Genomic DNA, 19,028 nt, shown 5'->3' on the forward strand with positions numbered 1-19,028 from the left:
AATATGGAAGCGACACTTACAGCACCTCATATTTTGCAGCCAGCGAAGACAGAGAGGGATTTCCGGACTGAAAATTTAAGTATTTACTACGGCACGTACGAAGCGGTAAAAGGCATCAGCCTGCCGTTTCCTGAGAAATCGGTAACGGCATTGATCGGGCCTTCCGGCTGCGGTAAATCCACCTTTTTGCGGTCGCTGAACCGGATGAATGATGAGATTTCCGGATCGACCAGTAAAGGAAGCATCTGGATCGACGGAGTGGATATCAACGCTTCAGGCACGGATGTAATTAAGCTTAGACAAAAAATCGGCATGGTCTGGCAGAAGCCGAATCCTTTCTATAAATCGATCTACGAAAATATCGCATTTGGTCCGAAGTACCATGGCGTTAAGGGAAAGAAAGCTCTTGATGAAATCGTCGAAAGCAGTCTGCGCCGCGCCGCATTGTGGGACGAAGTTAAGGACCGCCTGAAGGAATCCGCCTTGGCGCTCTCCGGCGGCCAGCAGCAGCGGCTCTGCATTGCGCGGGCGCTGTCGGTTAATCCGCAAATTTTGCTGCTTGACGAGCCTGCCTCAGCGCTTGACCCGGTTTCCACCGGAAAGGTCGAAGAGCTGATTAAAGAATTGAAAGAGCAGCTGCGCATTGTTATTGTTACCCATAATATGCAGCAGGCGGCGCGAATTTCCGATTTTACGGCTTATTTTTATCTCGGCCAGCTGATTGAATACGGAATGACGGAAAAAGTATTTACAAATCCGGAAAATACGATGACTCAGGAATATATCATGGGCCGTTTCGGCTGATGCGACGAAGAACACTGCCTTGGAGGGCGGTGTTTTTTTCTTTTACGGAGCAGGGGGAAATAACAGTTGCTTAACTAATGGTATTAGTTTAAACTATGACTAATACCATTAGTTTTTGGAGGGGATCAAATGAGAGTAACACGCATCGGCCAATTGCTTCAACTGACTTGGATGCCGCGTCTATTTCCGGTAAACTGCTATATTGTAGAGGAAGACAACGACCTGACCCTGATTGATGCAGGTATGCCTTTCAGTCTGGAAGGCATTCTCCGCACCGCGGAATCGCTTCGCAAGCCCCTTGCCCGAATCGTACTAACCCATGCCCATGATGATCACGTCGGAGCTGTGGATGCATTGAAGAAGCGGCTCCCGCAGGTGAGCCTGTATATATCTGAGAGAGACGCAGCGCTGCTGCGCGGCGACCGTTCACTGCGGCCAGGTGAGCCGGAAACTCCGATTCGCGGCGCGGTTCCCAAGAAAGTAACCAGCATTCCCGATCAATTGATTAGCGATGGCGACGAGATCGGTTCGCTGACGGCTGTTTCCACGCCAGGGCATACTCCAGGCTCGATGTCATTTTTCGACCGCAGGAACGGGGCCGTTATCGCGGGTGACGCGCTGCAGACTTTCCGCAGTGTAGCTGTAACTAGTGTGGTCGTTCCGCTATTCCCTTTTCCGGCGATGGCAACGTGGAATAAAGAAGCCGCGCTTGAGAGCGCTGTGAAAATAGAGAAGCTGAACCCCTCGCTTCTGGCGGTGGGGCATGGTAATTTGCTTAAACAACCCGGTGAGCGGCTGCGCGCCGCTATTGCCAAAGCTGAACAACAGATTTCATAAGAGTAACGGAGGGTGAATCATGTCGCCAAGAGTGGGCCTTGACCGCGATAAAATTGTAATAGAAGCTGCGCAAATTGCCGACGAATACGGAATGGAGGGGGTAACCCTTGCCGCTCTTGCCGCCAGACTGGGTGTTCGTCCCCCTTCATTGTATAATCATATTAACGGTCAAGCAGAACTGCGTTCGCTGCTCGCGGTGTATGGCCTGAAGCAGCTATATGAGGCGATGTCATCAGCATCGCGGGGATTAAGCGGCAGCGAAGCGGTGCTGGCGATGGGGAAGGGCTACGCCGAATTTGCCAAAAAGCATCCCGGATTGTATGAGATGACTCTAGAAGCTCCGGATGCGAATAACGCCGAGCTTAACGAAGAAGCGGGATATGTGCTGAAGCTGATTATCAGCGTACTTGCGCCATACAAGCTGAGCGATGAAGGGGAACTGCATGCCGTAAGAGGACTTCGCAGTATTTTGCATGGCTTCGCATCGCTGGAACAAAAGGGAGGCTTCGGCATTCCGCTTGACGTAAGCGTCAGCCTGTCCGCCACTATTCATGCTTTTCTGGCGGGCATTGACCGCTTCAGAGAGTAAACGTAGATAGCATAAGGAGATGACGATCATGTTCCATGAAGTAAAAGCGGCAGCGCCTTTTACATTTGACGAAGCCGCTGAACTTATTGCAAACATCGGAATACTGCCGCTTGCGCCGCTTATTCCGGAGCATCCTTCACTTAAGGGACTAACGAGAGAAGAAGATTGGCATACGGACACGGAGCTTGATCCATGGCAGTGGCGGGTTCGGTTTCCGGGAGAGGGTAAAGCAGCTTACGGCAAGTTCATGAAGAAAAAAGCGGTGCTTGTCGCCAGGGAATGGTTTCCCTATTTTGCCGCCGCATTGGGAAGTTCCCTTTCGTTGAAAGAACGGTATGACCGCGGTTTGTCCGGCAGAGAAGCGCTAACAGTTCTGGAAATCATTAAGGCAAAAGAGGGCATTGAGACGCGTCAGCTTCGCTCAGAAGCGGACATGAAAGCCAAAGAGAAAAAGACCGCCTTCGACAATGCCTTAAACGAGCTGCAAGGCTCCGTGGATATCGTCATTTCCGGCGTTCGCCCGCGGCTTAATGCCGCTGGGGACAAAAACGGCTGGAACAGCACATCGTTTGAGACAGCCGCGAATTGGATGCGGGAGAGCGGAATCGAACCGTTCGCCGGGGACAAGGAAGAAGCCATAGCTTGGCTGAATGCCCGGATCGAATCGGTCTGGTCGCCGGAAGCGGCGGCATGGATTCAAAAATTATGGGCTAAAACAAAATAAACAAGACAAAATAAAACGGCTGATTCTCCGCTCCGCAAAGGAGATCCGGGATTAGCCGTAAGCGGTTTCGAATTGTTTGGTGGAGAGAAGGACAGTTATTCGAACATCGGGAGAATAAAAGCAACCAAAAAGTACAGGAAACCCAGGAACAACATGACATAAGCGGTGTATTTAACCGCATTGGCGGCTTTAACGCGATTCTCGTAAATGGGCTTGGTATCCTGTTCATCGACGTTAACGTGTTCGACCTCACTTGAATGCGGATCTTTCATCATTGTAACCGCCTCCTTGGGATTATGATTTCCACAGCTCTATTGTGACATCTTTGTGAACTAAAATCAACAAATTTGTGTCTATATATTGAACAAAATTTGACTGATTGAATGAACCCCTGATGAAGAATCCTCATTTTCTGATCGTGCAGGCACGCAAATAGCCCGGTTCCTGCCCTCTCTTTAGAGGGGGAACCGGGCTACGCCCGTTTATGCGAAGCTTCTAACCTTCGACTCTATAATCGCAGTTACGGAACTATATTACGCCCATCCGCCATTCCGGAAGATCGGCTCGGCCGTGCCGTCCTCCGTAATACCGTCAATGTTCATCTCGGGTGAACCCATCATGAAATCAACGTGAATAAGGCTCTGATTCATCCCGCGCTCGGCGAGCTGCTCCTTCGCAAGAGCCGTGCCGCCCTCCAGAGTGAAGGCGTATGAACCGCCGAGCGCCAGATGGCAGGAGGCATTTTCGTCGAACAAGGTCGTGTAATACAGAATGCCGCTTTCCGAAATCGGGGAACGGTGGGGAACCAGCGCCACTTCGCCAAGGGAAACTGCTCCTTCATCCATGGACAGGAGCGCTTCCAGCTTATCGTTCCCGACCTCTGCGGTATAGTCCGTCACCTTGCCGTCCTTAAAGGTCAGGGTAAAGCGGTCGATGATGTTTCCCGCATAGCTGAGCGGCTTGGTGCTGCTGACTGTACCATTCGTCCCATCCCGGTGCGGAACCGAGAATACCTCCTCCGTCGGAAGATTCGCTAGAAAAGGAACGCCTTGTGCGTTCACCGCGCCGGCCTGGCACCAAATATGGCCCTCAGGCAGCTCGACAGTCAAGTCGGTGCCCGGTGCGGTGTAATGGAGTTTGCGGTACTTGCGCTCATTCAACTGGTCGCAGCGGTGCTTCAGCCCGTCCAGGTGCAGCTGCCAGGCTTCAAGCGGGTTCTCCACATCCGCGCGGACCGCGCGGAATATCGCGTCCCATAACAGATTAATCCGCTCTTCCTCCGGAGCATCCGGAAATACTTTCGCCGCCCAGGAGGCCGAAGGATAGGCGACACCGCTCCAGCTTGCGTGATTGCTCATCAGCAGCTGACGGTAGCCTCCCATTGCTTCAGCCGTCACCCGCTGATACGCCTTGATCCGGCCCGGATCGACGCCCTTCAGCAGATCCGGGTCCGTCGAAATAATGGTCAGGAAGCAAGCGTTGTTCTGCGCAAGATCCTCCATCTCATCCGCGAACCACTTCGGAGGCTCCAAGAAGGATTCCTCAGGAGCCAGGTCGTAGCGCGTCCGCGTCACGACTTCATCCGAATAATTGACCTTGACCAGCTTGGCGCCCGCTTCATAAGCTTTGCGGACGACCAGGCGAACCAGTTCGGCTGATGCAATGTCCGCATTGATAACAAGCGTCTGTCCGGGCTGTATGTTGACTCCGACTTTTACGGCAAGCAGCGCGTAGTTCTCCAGCTTTTGCTTAAAATCCAAATACCGACCCTCCTCGATTAAAACGCCCAATTCCCGTTCAGAAATACCGGTTCTTCCGTTCCGTCATTCGTGACGCCGAATATGTTCATCTCTGCAGAGCCGATCATAAAGTCGACATGCGTGACACTTGAGTTGAGACCGCGCTCTTCAAGCTGCTCTTGCGTCATGCTCTTGCCGCCTTCCAGACAGAACGCGTACGCGGTACCGATCGCGAGATGGTTCGAAGCATTTTCATCAAACAAGGTGTTGTAATATAAAATATTCGATTCCGAAATAGGGGAATGATGGGGGACCAGCGCCACTTCGCCCAAGTATTTGGCACCTTCGTCCAAGTTGATCAAATGCTCCAGCGTGTCCTGACCCTTCTCGGCCGAAACCGAGACAATCTTTCCATTCTCGAAGGTGAGCGTGAAGCCGTCGATAATATTCCCGCCGTGGCTCAGCGGCTTCGTGCTGCGGACGGTCCCGTTGACGCCGGTCTTCAGCGGTGCCGTGAATACTTCTTCTGTAGGCATGTTGGCGACGAAGGTGTGGCCGTTCTCGTTAATGCTGTCCCCTTGCGCCCATAAATGGCCTTCCGGCAGCTCGATGGTCAGGTCCGTGCCCGGAGCGACATAATGAAGCTTTTTGTATTTCTTGGCATTCAGTACGGTCGCCTTCTCTTCCAGCGTGTTAAGATGTTCCTGCCAGGCTGCTACGGGGTCTTCACGGTCCAGACGCACGGTATGGAAAATCGCGTCCCACAGCTTGTTTACCCGTTCTTCGGCAGGAACGTCAGGAAACACCTTGTCGGCCCAAGCCTGAGAAGGAATGGCGACGATGCTCCAGCTTATTTTATCCGACATGATAAATTCGCGGTATTTGGACAAGGCGGCTCCGCGAGTCTTCTGATATTCGGCAATCCGCACCGGGTCAATCCCTTTCAGCGCATCCGGATCTTCGGCGATGACTGACAATACAGCCGCACCGTTCTCGGCAAATTCGGTAATCTCACCGGCATACCAGGTCGGCGCTTTGGAGAAGATCTCCGGCGCGGCGTGTTCGAATTGCAGACGGGTAATCCGTTCGTCGCTCCAGTTCACTTTAACCTGGCTGGCGCCTGCCTCGTACGCCTTGGCTGCAATCAGACGGACGAACTCCGCTGCGGTTATAGGCGCATTTACGACCAATGCCTGCCCTGGCTGCACGTTTACGCCTATTTTCACGGCTAGATCGGCGTATTTGGAGAGTTTTGCTTCAAAATCACTCATAACATATCCTCCATCTATTTCCAAATTAAACTTATAGAGTATTGTACTAAATTATTAACCGCCGGATGAAAAAAGTCAATTAGGGCTGTAAAACGGGATTTAGGCGGGCTACAATGATATACTGAAAGAGGATTTCGAAGCTCTCGCCAAGGACGGCTTAGGATTCCCGAACGAATGAAAGGAAGGAAGCTGCATGAGCGTAGTCATTACGGAAGCGGCCATGCGCCGCGATGAGGACGGAAATTATGTGGGAAGGACCGTATTCACCCTGGAGGGCCACGCGGTCCGCTATGAAATTACGTTCTTCAGCAAAAAGGGCAAAGAATGGGATTACAGCCTGAGCTTTGCGGACAAGTCCGGCAGCGAGGAGCAGTTCCTAGAGCTGGATGCTAGGCTGGAGGAAGATGACGAGCTGTTCGATCAACTGCTGGATGCGGCTCTGGACGCGGAGGACTCAGGGCTACATTAAGCAGGCAAGCAAAAGAAAAAACGGCGGTTCGCCCGCCGTCCGCATTTTAAAATATAAGAAAGTATAAGCTTCGCGCTTTATCTTATGCTCTTATATTTCTACGAGAAAAGGTACCGTCCCAAATAGGACGGCAAAGCCGTTTCTTCTTGCTATCCGATCATAATATGTCCTTCGGGATGGCGGTACAGCTCCTTGCCTTTGGTCGGCCTAAGGGCATAAGCCAGCGTCAGCGGTCCGGTCCGTCCCATGAACATAAGAATAATGACGAGAATCTTCCCGGCGGTCGTAAGCTCCGTTGTCAGACCCATGGTAAGCCCGGACGTTCCAAACGCGGACACCGCCTCAAACATGACGGTAAGAAAATCCGCTTTCTCGGTAATGGACAGGAGCATCGTCGCGCTCACCACAAGGAGCAGGGAGAGCAGAGTCATGGTTATGGCCCGGTAGACGTTCTCTTTGGGTAGACGGTGGCGGAACAGAACAACATCCTCTTTACCGCGAATACGCGAGTACACAGCGGCGATGAGCAGGGCGAATGTCGTAAGCTTGATTCCCCCGCCGGTCGAGCCCGGGGCCGCGCCGATGAACATCAATAGAATAATCAGGAATTGAGTGGATTCTCTAAGCTTATATATATCAATAGTCGTGACCCCGCCGGAACGGGGAGTTAGAGCTTGTAAGAAAGATGCCATAACCTTTCCGCCCGTATGCAGCGGCTTCAGCGTATGATAAATCTCCAGCCAGAAAAATAATGCCGATCCGGCAGCGATCAGAATAAGCGAGGTCGACAGAACCACTTTGGAGTGCAGGGTAAGCCGTCTCCGTTTGCGGAAATCAATTAAGTCGGACAATACAATAAAGCCGATGCCGCCCAGAAAAATAAGCAGGATCGCCGTGATATTAACCACCGGATCTTCCACATACCGCGTCAATCCGCTGAACGGTCCATGCACATCGCCAAAAAGGTCGAAGCCGGCATTGTTAAAAATCGAAATGCTGTGGAATATCCCATAGTATATCGCTTTGCCCGCCGGCATGTCCTTTAGAAACCTGAGCGCCAGCACGGACGCTCCGGCAAGCTGGATCACAAGCGAATAAATCAGGACCCGGCGGATGAGGAGTACGATCCCCTGCATGGAGTTCTGATTCATCGACTCCTGCAGCAACAGCCGCTCTTTAAGCGTTATCCGCCTATTGAGAACAAGCGTAACCAGCGTTGCCATCGTCACGAAGCCAAGGCCCCCGAACTGGAACAGCACGAGCAGCACAACCTGGCCGAAGGTAGTAAGTCCCGTACCCGTGTCGATAACGGCCAGCCCGGTCACGCATGTAGCGGAAGTAGCCATAAACAGCGCGTCGATCCAGGAGATACGGCCGTTCACCGATGAAATGGGAAGAGACAGCAGCACAGTGCCTGCGCTGATTAGCAGAATAAAGCCGAGTGCAAGAATTTTGGGCGGAGTCAGACGCAGCCCGCCATAGGATAAATTGGCCATAAGACATTCTCCCGGTAACATTATGTTGGTCCATGCATTGTGACAAATTATATCATAATATTAACAGGTTCCTCTAAGCAATCGGCAGGAAATGACATCAATATATCGAAAGTTACTTTAGGAATATCCAATTCCCATCTTCCAAAGGGGGTAATGACGGTGAACAGTCCCATCCTGAACAAAATCGGTGCTGTTTTCGTTCCGGTCAGCGATATTGAGAGATCAAAAGAATGGTATTGCCGTCTTCTAGGTTTGCCGCTTGATGATGAAATATTGTTCGGACATTTGTTCGTGATCCCGATGGATGGGCCCGCCATTGTGCTTGACAGCAAAATTTTCACGATGGAAAGTGTGCTGAATACGCCACTATTTCACCTGAATACGGGCGATATAGACGCCGCCTATGACTTTGTGAAGCAGAGCGGAGCCGAGATACTGACCGATATTGAGCATGATCATTGGTTCAACTTTAGAGACCCGGACGGTAATGTGCTGATGATCTGCCGCAGCTAGGAGGTCTTTTTGTTAATGGAAAAAGCTCTATCATCAGGGAAGCCGTACCGGTGGACGCCCGCGGGGTTGAGACGCTGTACCGTCTGCTGCTTCCGAATCACCCGGGTGTTGAAGTTTTGCCCGAGCGGTTAAACCAAATCGCAGCAAATCCGGATAGCTTCTTGTTCGTATGCGAGGAAGATAACCGGATTATTGGCACCGTGCATCTGCATCTCTGTATGGATGCGCTCAGCGGCAACCGCCCTTTTGCTGTTATTGAAAGGGTGATCGTGTCGCCGGATGTGCGGGGAAAAGGCTTCGGCGCGGCTTTAATGAGGCATGCCGAGCAGACCGCAGTTGAACGCGGCGCGCTCAAAATCATGGTCTCCAGTGCTTCCCGAAGAGAGGAAGCCCATGTTCTTTACACCGCGCTCGGCTATGATGGGGAAGGAAGCAAGCTTTTTAAGAAATATCTTTAAATAACAGATGATTAAACGATGGGAAGTGTACACTGGTGGAAGTGACTTTCAGGGAACTGGTTCCCGGCGATGCCGAGGAGCTTCTTCGTCTGCAGCACAGCCTGGATAAAGAAACAGCCTTTATGCTGTTAGAGCCGGGCGAGCGGCAAACCGGCCTTCAGCAGGTTAGGGAAATGATCGAAGGGTTGACCAGCTCCAAGACCTCAACTCTGATCGGGGCGGAAGTGGACGGACAGCTGGCGGGCTATGTTTTAGCCAGAGGAGGCACTGCAAACCGCAATCGTCACAGCGCTTATCTTGTAATCGGACTGCTGAAGCGCTATCAAGGAATGGGTGTTGGCAGCGGACTGCTGCGGAAGCTAATAGCCTGGGCGGAGGAGAGCGGTCTCGTTCGGCTGGAGCTTACGGTAATGAAGCATAACGAGCGGGCCATTGCCTTGTACACCAAATGCGGCTTTACCGCTGAAGGAACCAAAGTGAAGTCGCTTAAAGTAGACGGCGATTGGGTGGATGAACTCTATATGAGCAAAATTATCGGCTTCGCTGCACAGGAGAATACATAGGATGGGCGGCTCACCGGCAACCCGGAAGCAGAAGGATTGACGACCGGCCTGCTGATATCGGATGAAAGGATCATGCGGGACTAACAAAAAATGCGGCCCCCTCTAAAGCGAGAACGGGCCGCATTGTCATTGCCTGCTAGAACGCTGAATCAGACTTATTACGTGAGAGATTCCTCCATTGTCTCTGTCTCCTCGTGATTTGACCGAACCGCGATTTCCACCTTGCGGATGCGGTGACGGTTCATTTCACGGACGATAAGCGTGGTGTCCCCCTCAGTGATTTCTTTGCCGACAGCAGGCTCTTCAAGATGGCTGTACAGCCATCCGCCGATCGTGGTCACTTCGTCATCGTCAAGATCGAGGCCGGTCAGCTCGCGCACCTCGGGAAGAGATACTTTTCCGTCAACCAAGTAATGGGATTCGCCAAGCTTTTCCACATTTTTGCGTTCATCAGCGTCAAATTCATCCCGAATCTCGCCGACGATCTCTTCCAGGATGTCCTCAATCGTAATCAGTCCGGAGGTACCTCCATATTCGTCAAGCAGGAGAGCGATATGCACTTGCTCCCTCTGCATGCGCGTCAAGAGCGTCTTAACAGGCGTAACCTCGGAAACGGTCATGACAGGGAGAATAAGGTCTTTGAAATGGAAGCCGGGATTATTGTCATATTTGAGATACAGCTGCTTCGTATTGATTATCCCGACGATGTTGTCCTTATTGCCATCCGCAACTGGAAAACGGGTATACTGTTCTTTTCGGATAATATCCAGATTCTCTTGAAGAGAGTTGTTAGTATAAAGGCAGATCATATCGGTACGCGGAACCATGATTTCACGGGCCAGCATTTCGTCAAACGCGAAAATGCGGTTGACATAGCCGTATTCGGCTTTGTTGATCTTGCCGCTCTCATAGCTCTCGGACAGAATCAGACGGATTTCTTCCTCCGAGTGCGCCTCTTCGTGCTCGCTGGCCGGTTTCATCCCGAACAGGCGAACGAGAAGATTGGCAGAACCGTTAAGCAGCCAGATGAGAGGAAACAGGATGCGATAGAACCAGATAATCGGTTTGGCGGTCAACAGACTGATTTCTTCGGCTTTGTTGATGGCTGCGGTCTTCGGTGCGAGCTCGCCTATAACGACATGCAGGAATGTCGCAATAAAGAAGGCAAGCACGAACGACAGGACATGGCTAAATTCGCTGCCGATACCGGCCCAGTGGAAGAACGGATAGAGCAGCTGCTCAAAAGCAGGCTCCGCCAGAGCACCAATCCCTAAGGCAGTGATGGTGATGCCAAGCTGGCAGGCGGACAGATATCCGTCCAGATTGGCGGCAACCTTTTGAACAGCAACCGCATTCTTACGTCCTTCTAGCACCATTTGGCTGATCCGGCTTCCCCGCAGCCGCACAACTGCAAATTCCGTAGCTACAAAAAAAGCGGTAAAAACAATCAAAACGGCCACCAACGTCAAACTAAGTCCTATACCCATATAATTAGGTACCATCCCTTTCCTTCGTAAAATAGGTTATACTCGTATTACGAGTTCATATGAACTTATTTTACGAACTTTTCGGTCATTTTTCAAATCTCCTGCATTAAATTATGAAGTCCATGACTAAAGGAGGGCTGACGGCAATGGAATCCTTCACATTAACCCGAGTGGAGATGTCCTCGCTTCTGCTTTCGATTACCGGAACGTCCGGCCACACTCCGCTGCATATTTTGCAGGAAGCGTGGACCAAGCTTCATCAACGAGAGATGAGAGAAGGAGCATCGCTTAACGCATTCTTGTCCACAAATATTCCTTCTATTTTGCAAAAAATAATCAAAGGCGGGAAGGCCAAAGGTCTGTCCCTTCAGGAAATTGCCGCGCTCGGAGCGCTAATAGAGTATTCCACAATTTCCATTACAGCTATGCAAAACTGGGTCAAACGCGATTTCAAAGAATATCTGGGCGCGCCCCTTGAAGGGAAAAAGTATTCGATCAACCAGGCGGCTATGCTGTTCATGATTGACGATCTGAAATCTTCGCTCGACTTCCGAAGCATTAACCAGCTCTTCCGCAAGCTGTTCCTGGAGCCGGAACGGGATGATGACGATCTGCTTGAGCCTGTTCAATTATATGGCGCATATGCCTCATTGTTCGAAGAGAACAGGAACAGCGCCGAACACCAACAGGACAAGCCCTTGGGGAGCGAAAAATTAGCCCATGCGGCTGAAACGGCAGTAAAACGGCTATCTCACCTAAACCGTCCTCAAAGAGAAACCGTGCGAAACTCGCTATTAGTCGCGGCGATCTCGGTTCAGGCCTGTTATTTTCAGACGCTCGCCAAGCAGTATTTTAATGCCTCCCTGTTTTTGGATTTCTAATGCTGCTATCAATGGATGGGTTTCAATCGAAACAGGGAAAGATTATATACAATTACGCAGATGGAACATAGAGGGGACTATAAAGTGGGAGCAAATAGATTGCTAAACAACCCTAAGCAGCGCAAGCTGCTCTTCAGCGCGGGTCTAAGCTGGATGTTCGACGCGATGGACGTCGGCATGATTTCTTTTGTCGTTGCGGCGCTTGCCAAGGAGTGGAGTCTTAGATCGGAGCAAATCGGCCTGCTGACCAGCATCAACTCGCTCGGAATGGCTATGGGCGCGGCAACTGCGGGCATACTGGCTGACAGATTTGGACGGAAAAATATTTTGCTCTGGACGCTGGTCATCTTCTCCGCAGCCACCGGGTTGTCGGCTCTGGCCGCAGGGTTTGCCATACTGTGTGTGCTGCGTTTCATTGCAGGCTTCGGGCTTGGCGGCGAGCTGCCCGTCGCTTCCACGCTCGTTTCAGAGAGCGTTGAGCCTAACGAGAGAGGCCGGGCGGTCGTTCTGCTCGAAAGCTTCTGGGCGCTGGGCTGGATTGCTTCCGCGCTGATCGCTTATTTCGTTATCCCGTCATACGGCTGGCGGCTGGCACTCGTAATCGGAGCGGTTCCGGTCCTGTATGCCCTTTATCTCCGGCGGGCCATCGACGATTCTCCCCGGTTTGCAGGCATCCGCAAGGCGCCCGTTCCGTTCAAGGCGCGGTTCGCTTCGGTATGGTCTGCGGATTACCGGAAGTCAACCGTTATGCTCTGGATATTATGGTTTACGGTCGTCTTTTCTTATTATGGGATGTTTCTATGGCTGCCGTCGGTAATGGTGCTAAAAGGCTTCAGCCTTGTCCGAAGCTTCGAATACACGCTGATTATGACGCTGGCGCAGCTTCCCGGTTATTTTACCGCCGCTTATTTCATTGAGAAGTTCGGGCGTAAATTCGTGCTTGTCGTCTACTTGTTCTTTACTGCTGTCAGCGCGGCCTGGTTCGGCTTCGCCTCATCCGAGGGGATGCTGATTGCCGCAGGGATCTGCCTGTCATTCTTCAATCTGGGCGCATGGGGCGGAATGTATGCCTACACACCGGAGCTGTATCCGACGGCTGTCCGCTCGACGGGGGTCGGAATGGCCGCGTCTTTTGGCCGGATCGGCGGCATCATTGCTCCGCTGCTCGTCGGAGTCCTTGTTGGACAGTCCGTCGGTATTTCGTCCATTTTCCTGCTGTTCTTCGCTACGATTATCGTAGGCGCCATAGCTGTGTTGCTTCTCGGCAAGGAAACGAAGGGAACAGAGCTGATGTAGGTCTAGATCAAGTGAGTGAAACTTATACTTTTTTCAAAAATTCATCGAAGTATCCATAAAACTCTTCTTTGTTTCCTAAATGCACATTGTGGTCGGGATGTGATACTTCATAGGCAAGGCAATTTGGGATTAGTGATTGCATTTTAACAAAATCTTCGTCAGATACTGCATCGTTGCCTTTTGCCCTGATTAACAACACCGGACACTTGATGCCCGGTAATAGATGGAACCAGCTTACATCATACGCCATACCGGCAGCCATAGCCTGAGAGCTGAACATCATCTGATATCCCTCAACCGTTTCAGTCAAACTATTCATGAAATATTGATAATTCACATTCGAATCCATGGCTTGCCGAATAAAATCCTGGGCTTCAGTTAAGCTGGAAAATGGTAATGGCCAATCTTTGGTCAAAGGATCAGTGGCTGGGATTTGATCTAACGGCGGCGTGTTTGGATTGGCTGGTCCAGATGCGGATCTGTCAAGTATAGCTAATGCTTTTACATACTTCGGATATAACGCTGTTAAATACCCAGCCACACGTCCGCCCATTGAATGACCTACCACGATGGCTGATTCTATCTTTAAAAAATCTAGTAGCTCAATCATGTCCTCCGCCATTTCTTCAGCCGTATATTTTGATATAGGCTTACCGCTTAGTCCGTGTCCTCTTTGGTCCGGTGCGATAATTCTATACTGCTGCCCATAGTGCTCTATAAAATCAATCCAGGTTTCTGCCCGACCCCATCTTCCATGAAGACATAGAATCGTTGGCCCATCGGTTCTGGTATCAAAATAAAACAGATCGACGCTCTTTGGCTTCGCCATGTTTCTGTAAATTTTTGTTTTTTTCATATCCATCATTCCTCTATTGGTCTTAATTTTATTACTGCCATTTATTATAATCCGAATAAATGTTCCCATGATAGGAAGCATATCATATAATTCATGATATAATGGGAGGAACTACATAGGCGGTCCTTGGACTGCCGGCAATGGAGCGGGATGGATCGATGAGCTATGACGACAAGCCGCATTTCTCGGAGTTAATCTGGGAAGGCGATGAAAAAAATATGGCGGTGCCTTCGCGTGAAGACTTTCGGGCGGAAGAGGCGAAACGTGCAGCCGAGGCGGACAAGAACCGGAGCTTGGCGAAAAAAAGCCGGAGTCTGACTGAGAGACCCGAGCAGCTGAAGCTGTGGGATTTGGAGCTTCCCGGGCGCCGCGAAGAGAAGCGAAGCGGACGTACAGGTGCGGCTGTACCCCGAAGAGACGAGAATGTATCTTCAAAAGAGGGCGAACCCCGGCCGGCCACGACGGAATGCCAATTCGTAGAGCGCGCAAGAGAGCTGGCCGATTACACCGAGGCATCGGCGGAATTCGTCAAGTTCAAGAGCTACTGGCCAACCTACGGGCATATGACTGGTCCACAGACGAAATGGTACTTTTATTGGCGGAATGAAGTCCGGCAAGGCCGTTATCCCGAAACGGATCTGTCTTATATTTTTCTGCATGTATATGAGCTGATCAATGGTGTCGGCTGGGATACACCGCTGGACGGCTATGAACAGCTATCCGGGTTATGGGAAGCTTACCGGGGCACCTTCAAACGTCTGGATCACTATCTTGGCGGCTGGATTGCGGATTTCTCCTTTATCCACGAATTGGATATTCCGCTGCGGGAAATTGTCGTCCGGGCCAAGGGGCTGGGCGGTGACCTCGCGGAGCTGGAGCTGGCGCGCTGCCTTACGTCCGCGACAGAGCAGCTGACTTTACCCGCGCTGTCCTTGATGTCGGACTATGATATCACCAAATCGAAGTTCTATACAGGTCCCGGAAACCAAGCGCTGGAACGCTTTGTTCCAAAAGTAGTGGCCCTAATCGACGCCTATGTGAAGCGCAAGCACGGCACCTCGCTGCTTGAAATGTTCCCCCCGGGCCCTCCGGTGACAAGGGAGCGCTACTTATTCCGCAGCGCCGTCTACGATATTTCCCTGTACGGTTATTCCGTCCTCGTACCTGTCGTCCGCATCAGCAAATCGCCGCCGCTGCGCAGCCTGGTTACCCGGTTGTTCCGGCTTACGGAGAATAAGCTCCGCGCGCTGATGGACTTTCGGGGCCGCCTGAAGGGAATTTCTATGGATAAAGAAATCGAGGAACTTGTCGGCAAATTCCTTGAACGGGAATTCCGCAACGCGCAGCGGGAAGAGAAAGGGCCGGACATTGTCATAGATCAGGACAGGCTGGAACAGCTGCGCAGCGACTCGGATGTCGTCCGTCAACTGCTGACGGTGGAAGAGCCGGATGAGGAGCTTCAAGCATTAGGAAGCGGGGCAGCGAGTGAGATCGCGACAAGTATCCCTGAGGGCAGCGGGACAGTTGCCGAAGTGCTTGCACCATTTGGCGAACCTCAGAATACGACCTCAGCGGATGGAAACGAATGGGAATCATTGGCCGACGCGCTCAGTCCTTTGCAGCGTGAAGCTGTACTGGCTCTCTCCGGACCGGAAGGTCCGGCTGCGCTGCACAGATTAGCCGCCGCCCACGCGGCGCTGCCTGACCTGCTGATTGACGAAATTAACGAAATCGCAATGGATTTGCTTGGCGACCTGCTAATCGACGGCGAGGAGCTCTCGCCCGAATACGCATCCATGCTGCACTTTTTTAAGAGGTGAGACCCGAAATGAACGAACTTAAAATCCCAAAAAGAATGACAACGGCGCTGGTCAATTCCCTTACGGCAGGCGTTGTTCCAAGAATCGGACTGGAGCATGTTGCCGTCGGCCGCCGCGCGGAGATCGAATCGATTCTGCACGACCTTGACAACATTGCCGATGGTGGAGCCGCCTTCAAGCTCATTACGGGCAAATACGGCAGCGGCAAAAGCTTTTTGCTGCAAATGATCCGCAACTATGCGATGGACCGCGGCTTCGCGGTCGCCGACGCGGACCTGTCTCCCGAGCGCAGACTCGTTGGCACCAAGGGACAAGGCCTGGCTACTTATAAGGAACTGATGAGCCACTTATCGACCCGCACCCGCCCGGACGGCGGAGCGCTGGAAGCCGTGCTCCAGAAATGGATTTCTTCTCTTCAGCAGAAGATTATGCAGGAACAGGGAATGGACCCCGGGAATCCGGCTTTTGCCGCCGAAGTCGAGAAAGAAATTTATGCCGTCGCATCGGATATGCGCAGTCTTGTGCACGGCTTCGACTTCGCCAAGGTGCTGGCGGCATACTGGAACGGCCATAAGCTCGGAGACGAAGACCTTAAGCAGGAGGCGCTGCGCTGGCTTCGCGGCGAATTTACCACACGCACGGAATCCCGCAAGGCGCTGGGCGTCGGCGTCATTATCGATGACGACAACTGGTACGACTATATGAAGCTGTGGGCGGAATTTTCCGCAGCCATCGGCTACAAAGGGCTGCTGCTGTTCATCGATGAAGGGGTCAACCTGTACAAGATCACGAACAGCGTATCCAGGCAGAGCAATTATGAGAAGCTGCTCACCATGTTCAATGACACGATGCAGGGCAAGGCGGAGCATCTGGGGATATTTCTTGGCGGAACGCCGCAATTTGTCGAGGATCACCGCCGGGGGCTGTTCAGCTACGAGGCGCTGCGATCCAGGCTTGTGGCCGGACGGTACGGAGCCGCCGCTCCGAGTAATTTCTCGGGGCCGATCATTCCGCTCGATATGCTGTCTTCCGAGGAGATTCTAGTGCTGCTGCAACGGCTGCGGGATATTCATGCGCTGCATTACGGCTATGCCCCCGGCTTGACTGACGATCAGCTCGTACATTTTATGGAGGAAGCCACGTCGAGGCTCGGAGCGGATGAGCTTCTGACGCCCCGCGAGCTCGTACGTGATTTTATGGATCTGCTGCATACGCTGCACGGCAATCCGGAAGCCTCTTTTACGAGCCTAGTCGGAGAACGGTCCGGCAAATCCGATGAAGGCAAGGACCCATCGCTGGACGATCTGCTGGCAGAGTTTGAGCTATGAGCGATAACCCATTTTACCGGCTTGCGCCGTTTATTAAGGAGTTTATTTATAAAAACCGCTGGGAGACGCTCCGCGAAGCGCAGGTGGACGCCTGCCGGGTGCTGCTGGAATCGCCTGATCATCTGCTCATTGCATCAGGAACTGCATCCGGCAAGACGGAGGCGGCTTTTTTCCCTGCGCTAACGGAACTTCACGAGAATCCCTCTTCTTCAGTAGGGATACTATATATCGCCCCGCTCAAGGCGCTCATCAACGACCAGTTTGCCCGGCTGAACGACCTGCTGCTGGAGGGCGGTATTCCTGTCTGGCATTGGCATGGCGATGTGCCGCAGGCCGAGAAGACGAAGCTGATGAAGAATCCCTCCGGTGTGCTTCAGATTACCCCCGAGTCGCTGGAAGGCCTGCTGATGAACCGTCCGAATGCCATTCCGGCGCTGTTTGGCGATCTGCGCTTTGTCATTATTGACGAAGTGCATGCCTTTATGGGCGCCGACCGGGGAATTCAGGTGCTCAGCCTTCTGGCAAGGATCTCCCGTATGGCGGGCTGTTCGCCGCGCCGAATCGGGCTGTCCGCTACGCTCAGCGATTATGGCACCGCCACGCGCTGGCTTGCCGCAGGCACGCGGGAGCAGGTGCAGGTATCCGCGCCGCAGGGCGGGAGGAAGCTTCGGTTGAGCGTTGAGCATTTTTCTTTTCCCGATGCGAGGGATGAGAAGCAGTCCGAAGCGCTGGAGCTTGCCCGCAAGGCGTATTATGACTATATTTACGACCATACCCGGCTCAAAAAAGCGCTCGTCTTCACCAACAGCCGAACCGATGCGGAAACGGCAATCCTTGAAATGAGGCGCATCGCGGCGAAGCGCCAGGAGCCGGACGTGTTCCACGTCCACCACGGCAGCATTTCCGCGATGCTGCGGGAGGAGGCCGAGGCCGCGCTACGCGAGGGCCCCGGTGCGGCGGTTGCCGCAGCGACGCTCACGCTGGAGCTGGGCATCGATCTCGGCGAGCTGGAGCGGGTCATGCAGCTCGGAGCGCCTTACAGCTGCTCCAGCTTCGTGCAGCGGCTGGGCCGCTCGGGTCGGCGGGGCGACGCCGCCGCGGAGATGATGTTCGTCACGCCGGAGGAAGAAGACGAGGAAGCGCAGCTGCCGGCGCGCATGCCCTGGACGCTGCTCCGGGCAATCGCCGTTATCGAGCTGTATGTGAGGGAGAGATGGGTCGAGCCGCTGATGGTCCGGCAAATGCCGGTCGGGCTGCTGTACCATCAGACGATGAGCATCCTGAAGAGCATGGGCGAGGCAGAGCCGGAGGACCTGCGCGATGCCGTTCTCTCACTGCCTTCTTTTGAAGGGGTCAACGAAGAGGATTATGAAGCCTTTATGGCTTACCAGCTTGGAATGGGGCAGATTGAGCAAATGGACGAAGGCAGTCTGTTGATCGGGCTTGCTGGAGAGAAAATCGTCAACAATTTCCGCTTTCTGGCTGTCTTCAAGGACGATGAGGAGCATGTCGTATATAACGGAACAGAGGAAATCGGCTCAATTACAACCGTGCCGCCGCCGGGTTACTGCTTCACGCTGGCTGGCAAGCTGTGGAAGGTGGAAGAGGTCGATAACCGTCACAAGGCGGTATATGTGAAGGCTTCGCGCGGCAAAGTCGATACGCTGTGGCTTGGCGCGGGCGGCGATGTGCATACCCGGATTATGACCAAAATCCGGGACATTCTTGGCGATACGGCGCTGTACCCGTACCTCGCGCCGAGAGCGGCGGCCCGGCTCGAACGGGCAAGGCGGCTGGCGCGGGAGAGCGGGCTGCTTCAGCGCTCCGTGCTTCCGGCGGGCGGCGATTCGCTGTTCATTCTGCCCTGGGCGGGCAGCCGGACGTTCCGCACGCTGGA

General features: G+C 52.9%; 19 protein-coding genes. 13 read left to right on the forward strand and 6 right to left on the reverse strand.

Translation table 11 applies throughout. The features are described 5' to 3' along the window. Window positions 1-3 precede the first annotated feature (3 nt). The 4 genes from pstB to L691_RS0107715 all read left to right on the forward strand — a co-directional run bounded on the left by pstB (window position 4) and on the right by L691_RS0107715 (window position 2,954). Window positions 4-804 (forward strand): phosphate ABC transporter ATP-binding protein PstB, encoded by an 801-nt coding sequence (pstB, locus tag L691_RS0107700; protein WP_025689793.1) that lies wholly within the window; start codon window positions 4-6, stop codon window positions 802-804. A 129-nt stretch (window positions 805-933) separates the two neighbouring features. Then, window positions 934-1,641: an MBL fold metallo-hydrolase gene (locus L691_RS0107705; protein ID WP_025689794.1), complete on the forward strand. Its 708-nt coding sequence runs from the start codon at window positions 934-936 to the stop codon at window positions 1,639-1,641. Window positions 1,642-1,660: 19 nt separating this feature from the next. Next, entirely contained in the window at window positions 1,661-2,230 is a 570-nt protein-coding gene (locus L691_RS0107710) for a TetR/AcrR family transcriptional regulator (RefSeq protein WP_025689795.1), read from the forward strand. Between the two features lie 28 nt (window positions 2,231-2,258). Next, entirely contained in the window at window positions 2,259-2,954 is a 696-nt protein-coding gene (locus L691_RS0107715; RefSeq protein ID WP_025689797.1) for an AlkZ-related protein, read from the forward strand. Between the two features lie 95 nt (window positions 2,955-3,049). Here L691_RS0107715 and L691_RS0107720 read toward each other — a convergent pair whose 3' ends face one another. The 3 genes from L691_RS0107720 to L691_RS0107730 form a co-directional block, all read right to left on the reverse strand. After that, entirely contained in the window at window positions 3,050-3,229 is a 180-nt protein-coding gene (locus L691_RS0107720; RefSeq protein WP_025689798.1) for a hypothetical protein, read from the reverse strand. Between the two features lie 258 nt (window positions 3,230-3,487). Beyond that, the gene (locus L691_RS0107725) at window positions 3,488-4,714 is read right to left on the reverse strand and encodes an aminopeptidase (RefSeq protein ID WP_025689800.1); all 1,227 of its coding nucleotides are present in this window, start codon (window positions 4,712-4,714) and stop codon (window positions 3,488-3,490) included. Between the two features lie 17 nt (window positions 4,715-4,731). Beyond that, window positions 4,732-5,964 carry an aminopeptidase gene (locus tag L691_RS0107730; protein WP_025689802.1) on the reverse strand — a complete coding sequence of 411 codons (1,233 nt, stop codon included), beginning with the start codon at window positions 5,962-5,964 and terminating at the stop codon, window positions 4,732-4,734. Between the two features lie 193 nt (window positions 5,965-6,157). Here L691_RS0107730 and L691_RS0107735 point away from each other — a divergent pair, with 193 nt between their 5' ends. Further along, on the forward strand, window positions 6,158-6,433 hold the full coding sequence (locus L691_RS0107735) for a hypothetical protein (protein ID WP_025689804.1): 276 nt from the start codon (window positions 6,158-6,160) through the stop codon (window positions 6,431-6,433). A gap of 149 nt (window positions 6,434-6,582) precedes the next feature. Here the strand turns inward: L691_RS0107735 and L691_RS0107740 are convergent, their stop codons facing one another. Continuing rightward, window positions 6,583-7,929 (reverse strand): TrkH family potassium uptake protein, encoded by a 1,347-nt coding sequence (locus L691_RS0107740; protein ID WP_025689806.1) that lies wholly within the window; start codon window positions 7,927-7,929, stop codon window positions 6,583-6,585. Window positions 7,930-8,088: 159 nt separating this feature from the next. Between L691_RS0107740 and L691_RS0107745 the strand changes: the two genes are divergently transcribed. Genes L691_RS0107745 through L691_RS0107755 form a run of 3 tightly spaced genes read left to right on the forward strand, consistent with a single transcriptional unit; the run spans window position 8,089 to window position 9,463 of the window. Then, window positions 8,089-8,442, forward strand: a complete 354-nt coding sequence (locus tag L691_RS0107745; protein WP_025689807.1) for a VOC family protein — start codon at window positions 8,089-8,091, stop codon at window positions 8,440-8,442. A gap of 50 nt (window positions 8,443-8,492) precedes the next feature. Then, complete coding sequence (locus tag L691_RS0107750) at window positions 8,493-8,900, forward strand: GNAT family N-acetyltransferase (protein ID WP_232229128.1); 408 nt, start codon at window positions 8,493-8,495, stop codon at window positions 8,898-8,900. 35 nt (window positions 8,901-8,935) lie between these two features. Further along, a complete protein-coding gene (locus tag L691_RS0107755; RefSeq protein WP_051459327.1) occupies window positions 8,936-9,463 on the forward strand; it encodes a GNAT family N-acetyltransferase in 528 nt (175 codons plus the stop codon). A gap of 158 nt (window positions 9,464-9,621) precedes the next feature. Here the strand turns inward: L691_RS0107755 and L691_RS0107760 are convergent, their stop codons facing one another. After that, window positions 9,622-10,950: a hemolysin family protein gene (locus L691_RS0107760; RefSeq protein ID WP_025689811.1), complete on the reverse strand. Its 1,329-nt coding sequence runs from the start codon at window positions 10,948-10,950 to the stop codon at window positions 9,622-9,624. Window positions 10,951-11,096: 146 nt separating this feature from the next. On the opposite strand from L691_RS0107760, the gene L691_RS0107765 reads away from it, so the two are divergent. Both L691_RS0107765 and L691_RS0107770 read left to right on the forward strand, forming a co-directional pair. Next, complete coding sequence (locus L691_RS0107765) at window positions 11,097-11,831, forward strand: DUF1836 domain-containing protein (protein ID WP_025689812.1); 735 nt, start codon at window positions 11,097-11,099, stop codon at window positions 11,829-11,831. Window positions 11,832-11,891: 60 nt separating this feature from the next. Then, a complete protein-coding gene (locus L691_RS0107770) occupies window positions 11,892-13,127 on the forward strand; it encodes an MFS transporter (RefSeq protein ID WP_198022998.1) in 1,236 nt (411 codons plus the stop codon). 22 nt (window positions 13,128-13,149) lie between these two features. Here L691_RS0107770 and L691_RS0107775 read toward each other — a convergent pair whose 3' ends face one another. Next, complete coding sequence (locus L691_RS0107775; RefSeq protein WP_025689814.1) at window positions 13,150-13,983, reverse strand: alpha/beta fold hydrolase; 834 nt, start codon at window positions 13,981-13,983, stop codon at window positions 13,150-13,152. A 158-nt stretch (window positions 13,984-14,141) separates the two neighbouring features. Between L691_RS0107775 and L691_RS28245 the strand changes: the two genes are divergently transcribed. The 3 genes from L691_RS28245 to L691_RS0107790 all read left to right on the forward strand — a co-directional run. After that, window positions 14,142-15,803, forward strand: coding sequence for a TerB N-terminal domain-containing protein (locus L691_RS28245; protein WP_198022997.1), 1,662 nt, complete (start codon window positions 14,142-14,144; stop codon window positions 15,801-15,803). 8 nt (window positions 15,804-15,811) lie between these two features. Further along, complete coding sequence (locus L691_RS0107785) at window positions 15,812-17,131, forward strand: ATP-binding protein (RefSeq protein ID WP_025689817.1); 1,320 nt, start codon at window positions 15,812-15,814, stop codon at window positions 17,129-17,131. Then, the coding region (locus L691_RS0107790) for a DEAD/DEAH box helicase (protein WP_025689818.1) at window positions 17,128-19,028 on the forward strand (1,901 nt) is incomplete at its 3' end. The genes L691_RS0107785 and L691_RS0107790, both read left to right, overlap by 4 nt.

Source organism: Paenibacillus zanthoxyli JH29, assembly GCF_000520715.1.
Lineage (GTDB): Bacteria > Bacillota > Bacilli > Paenibacillales > Paenibacillaceae > Paenibacillus_AQ > Paenibacillus_AQ zanthoxyli.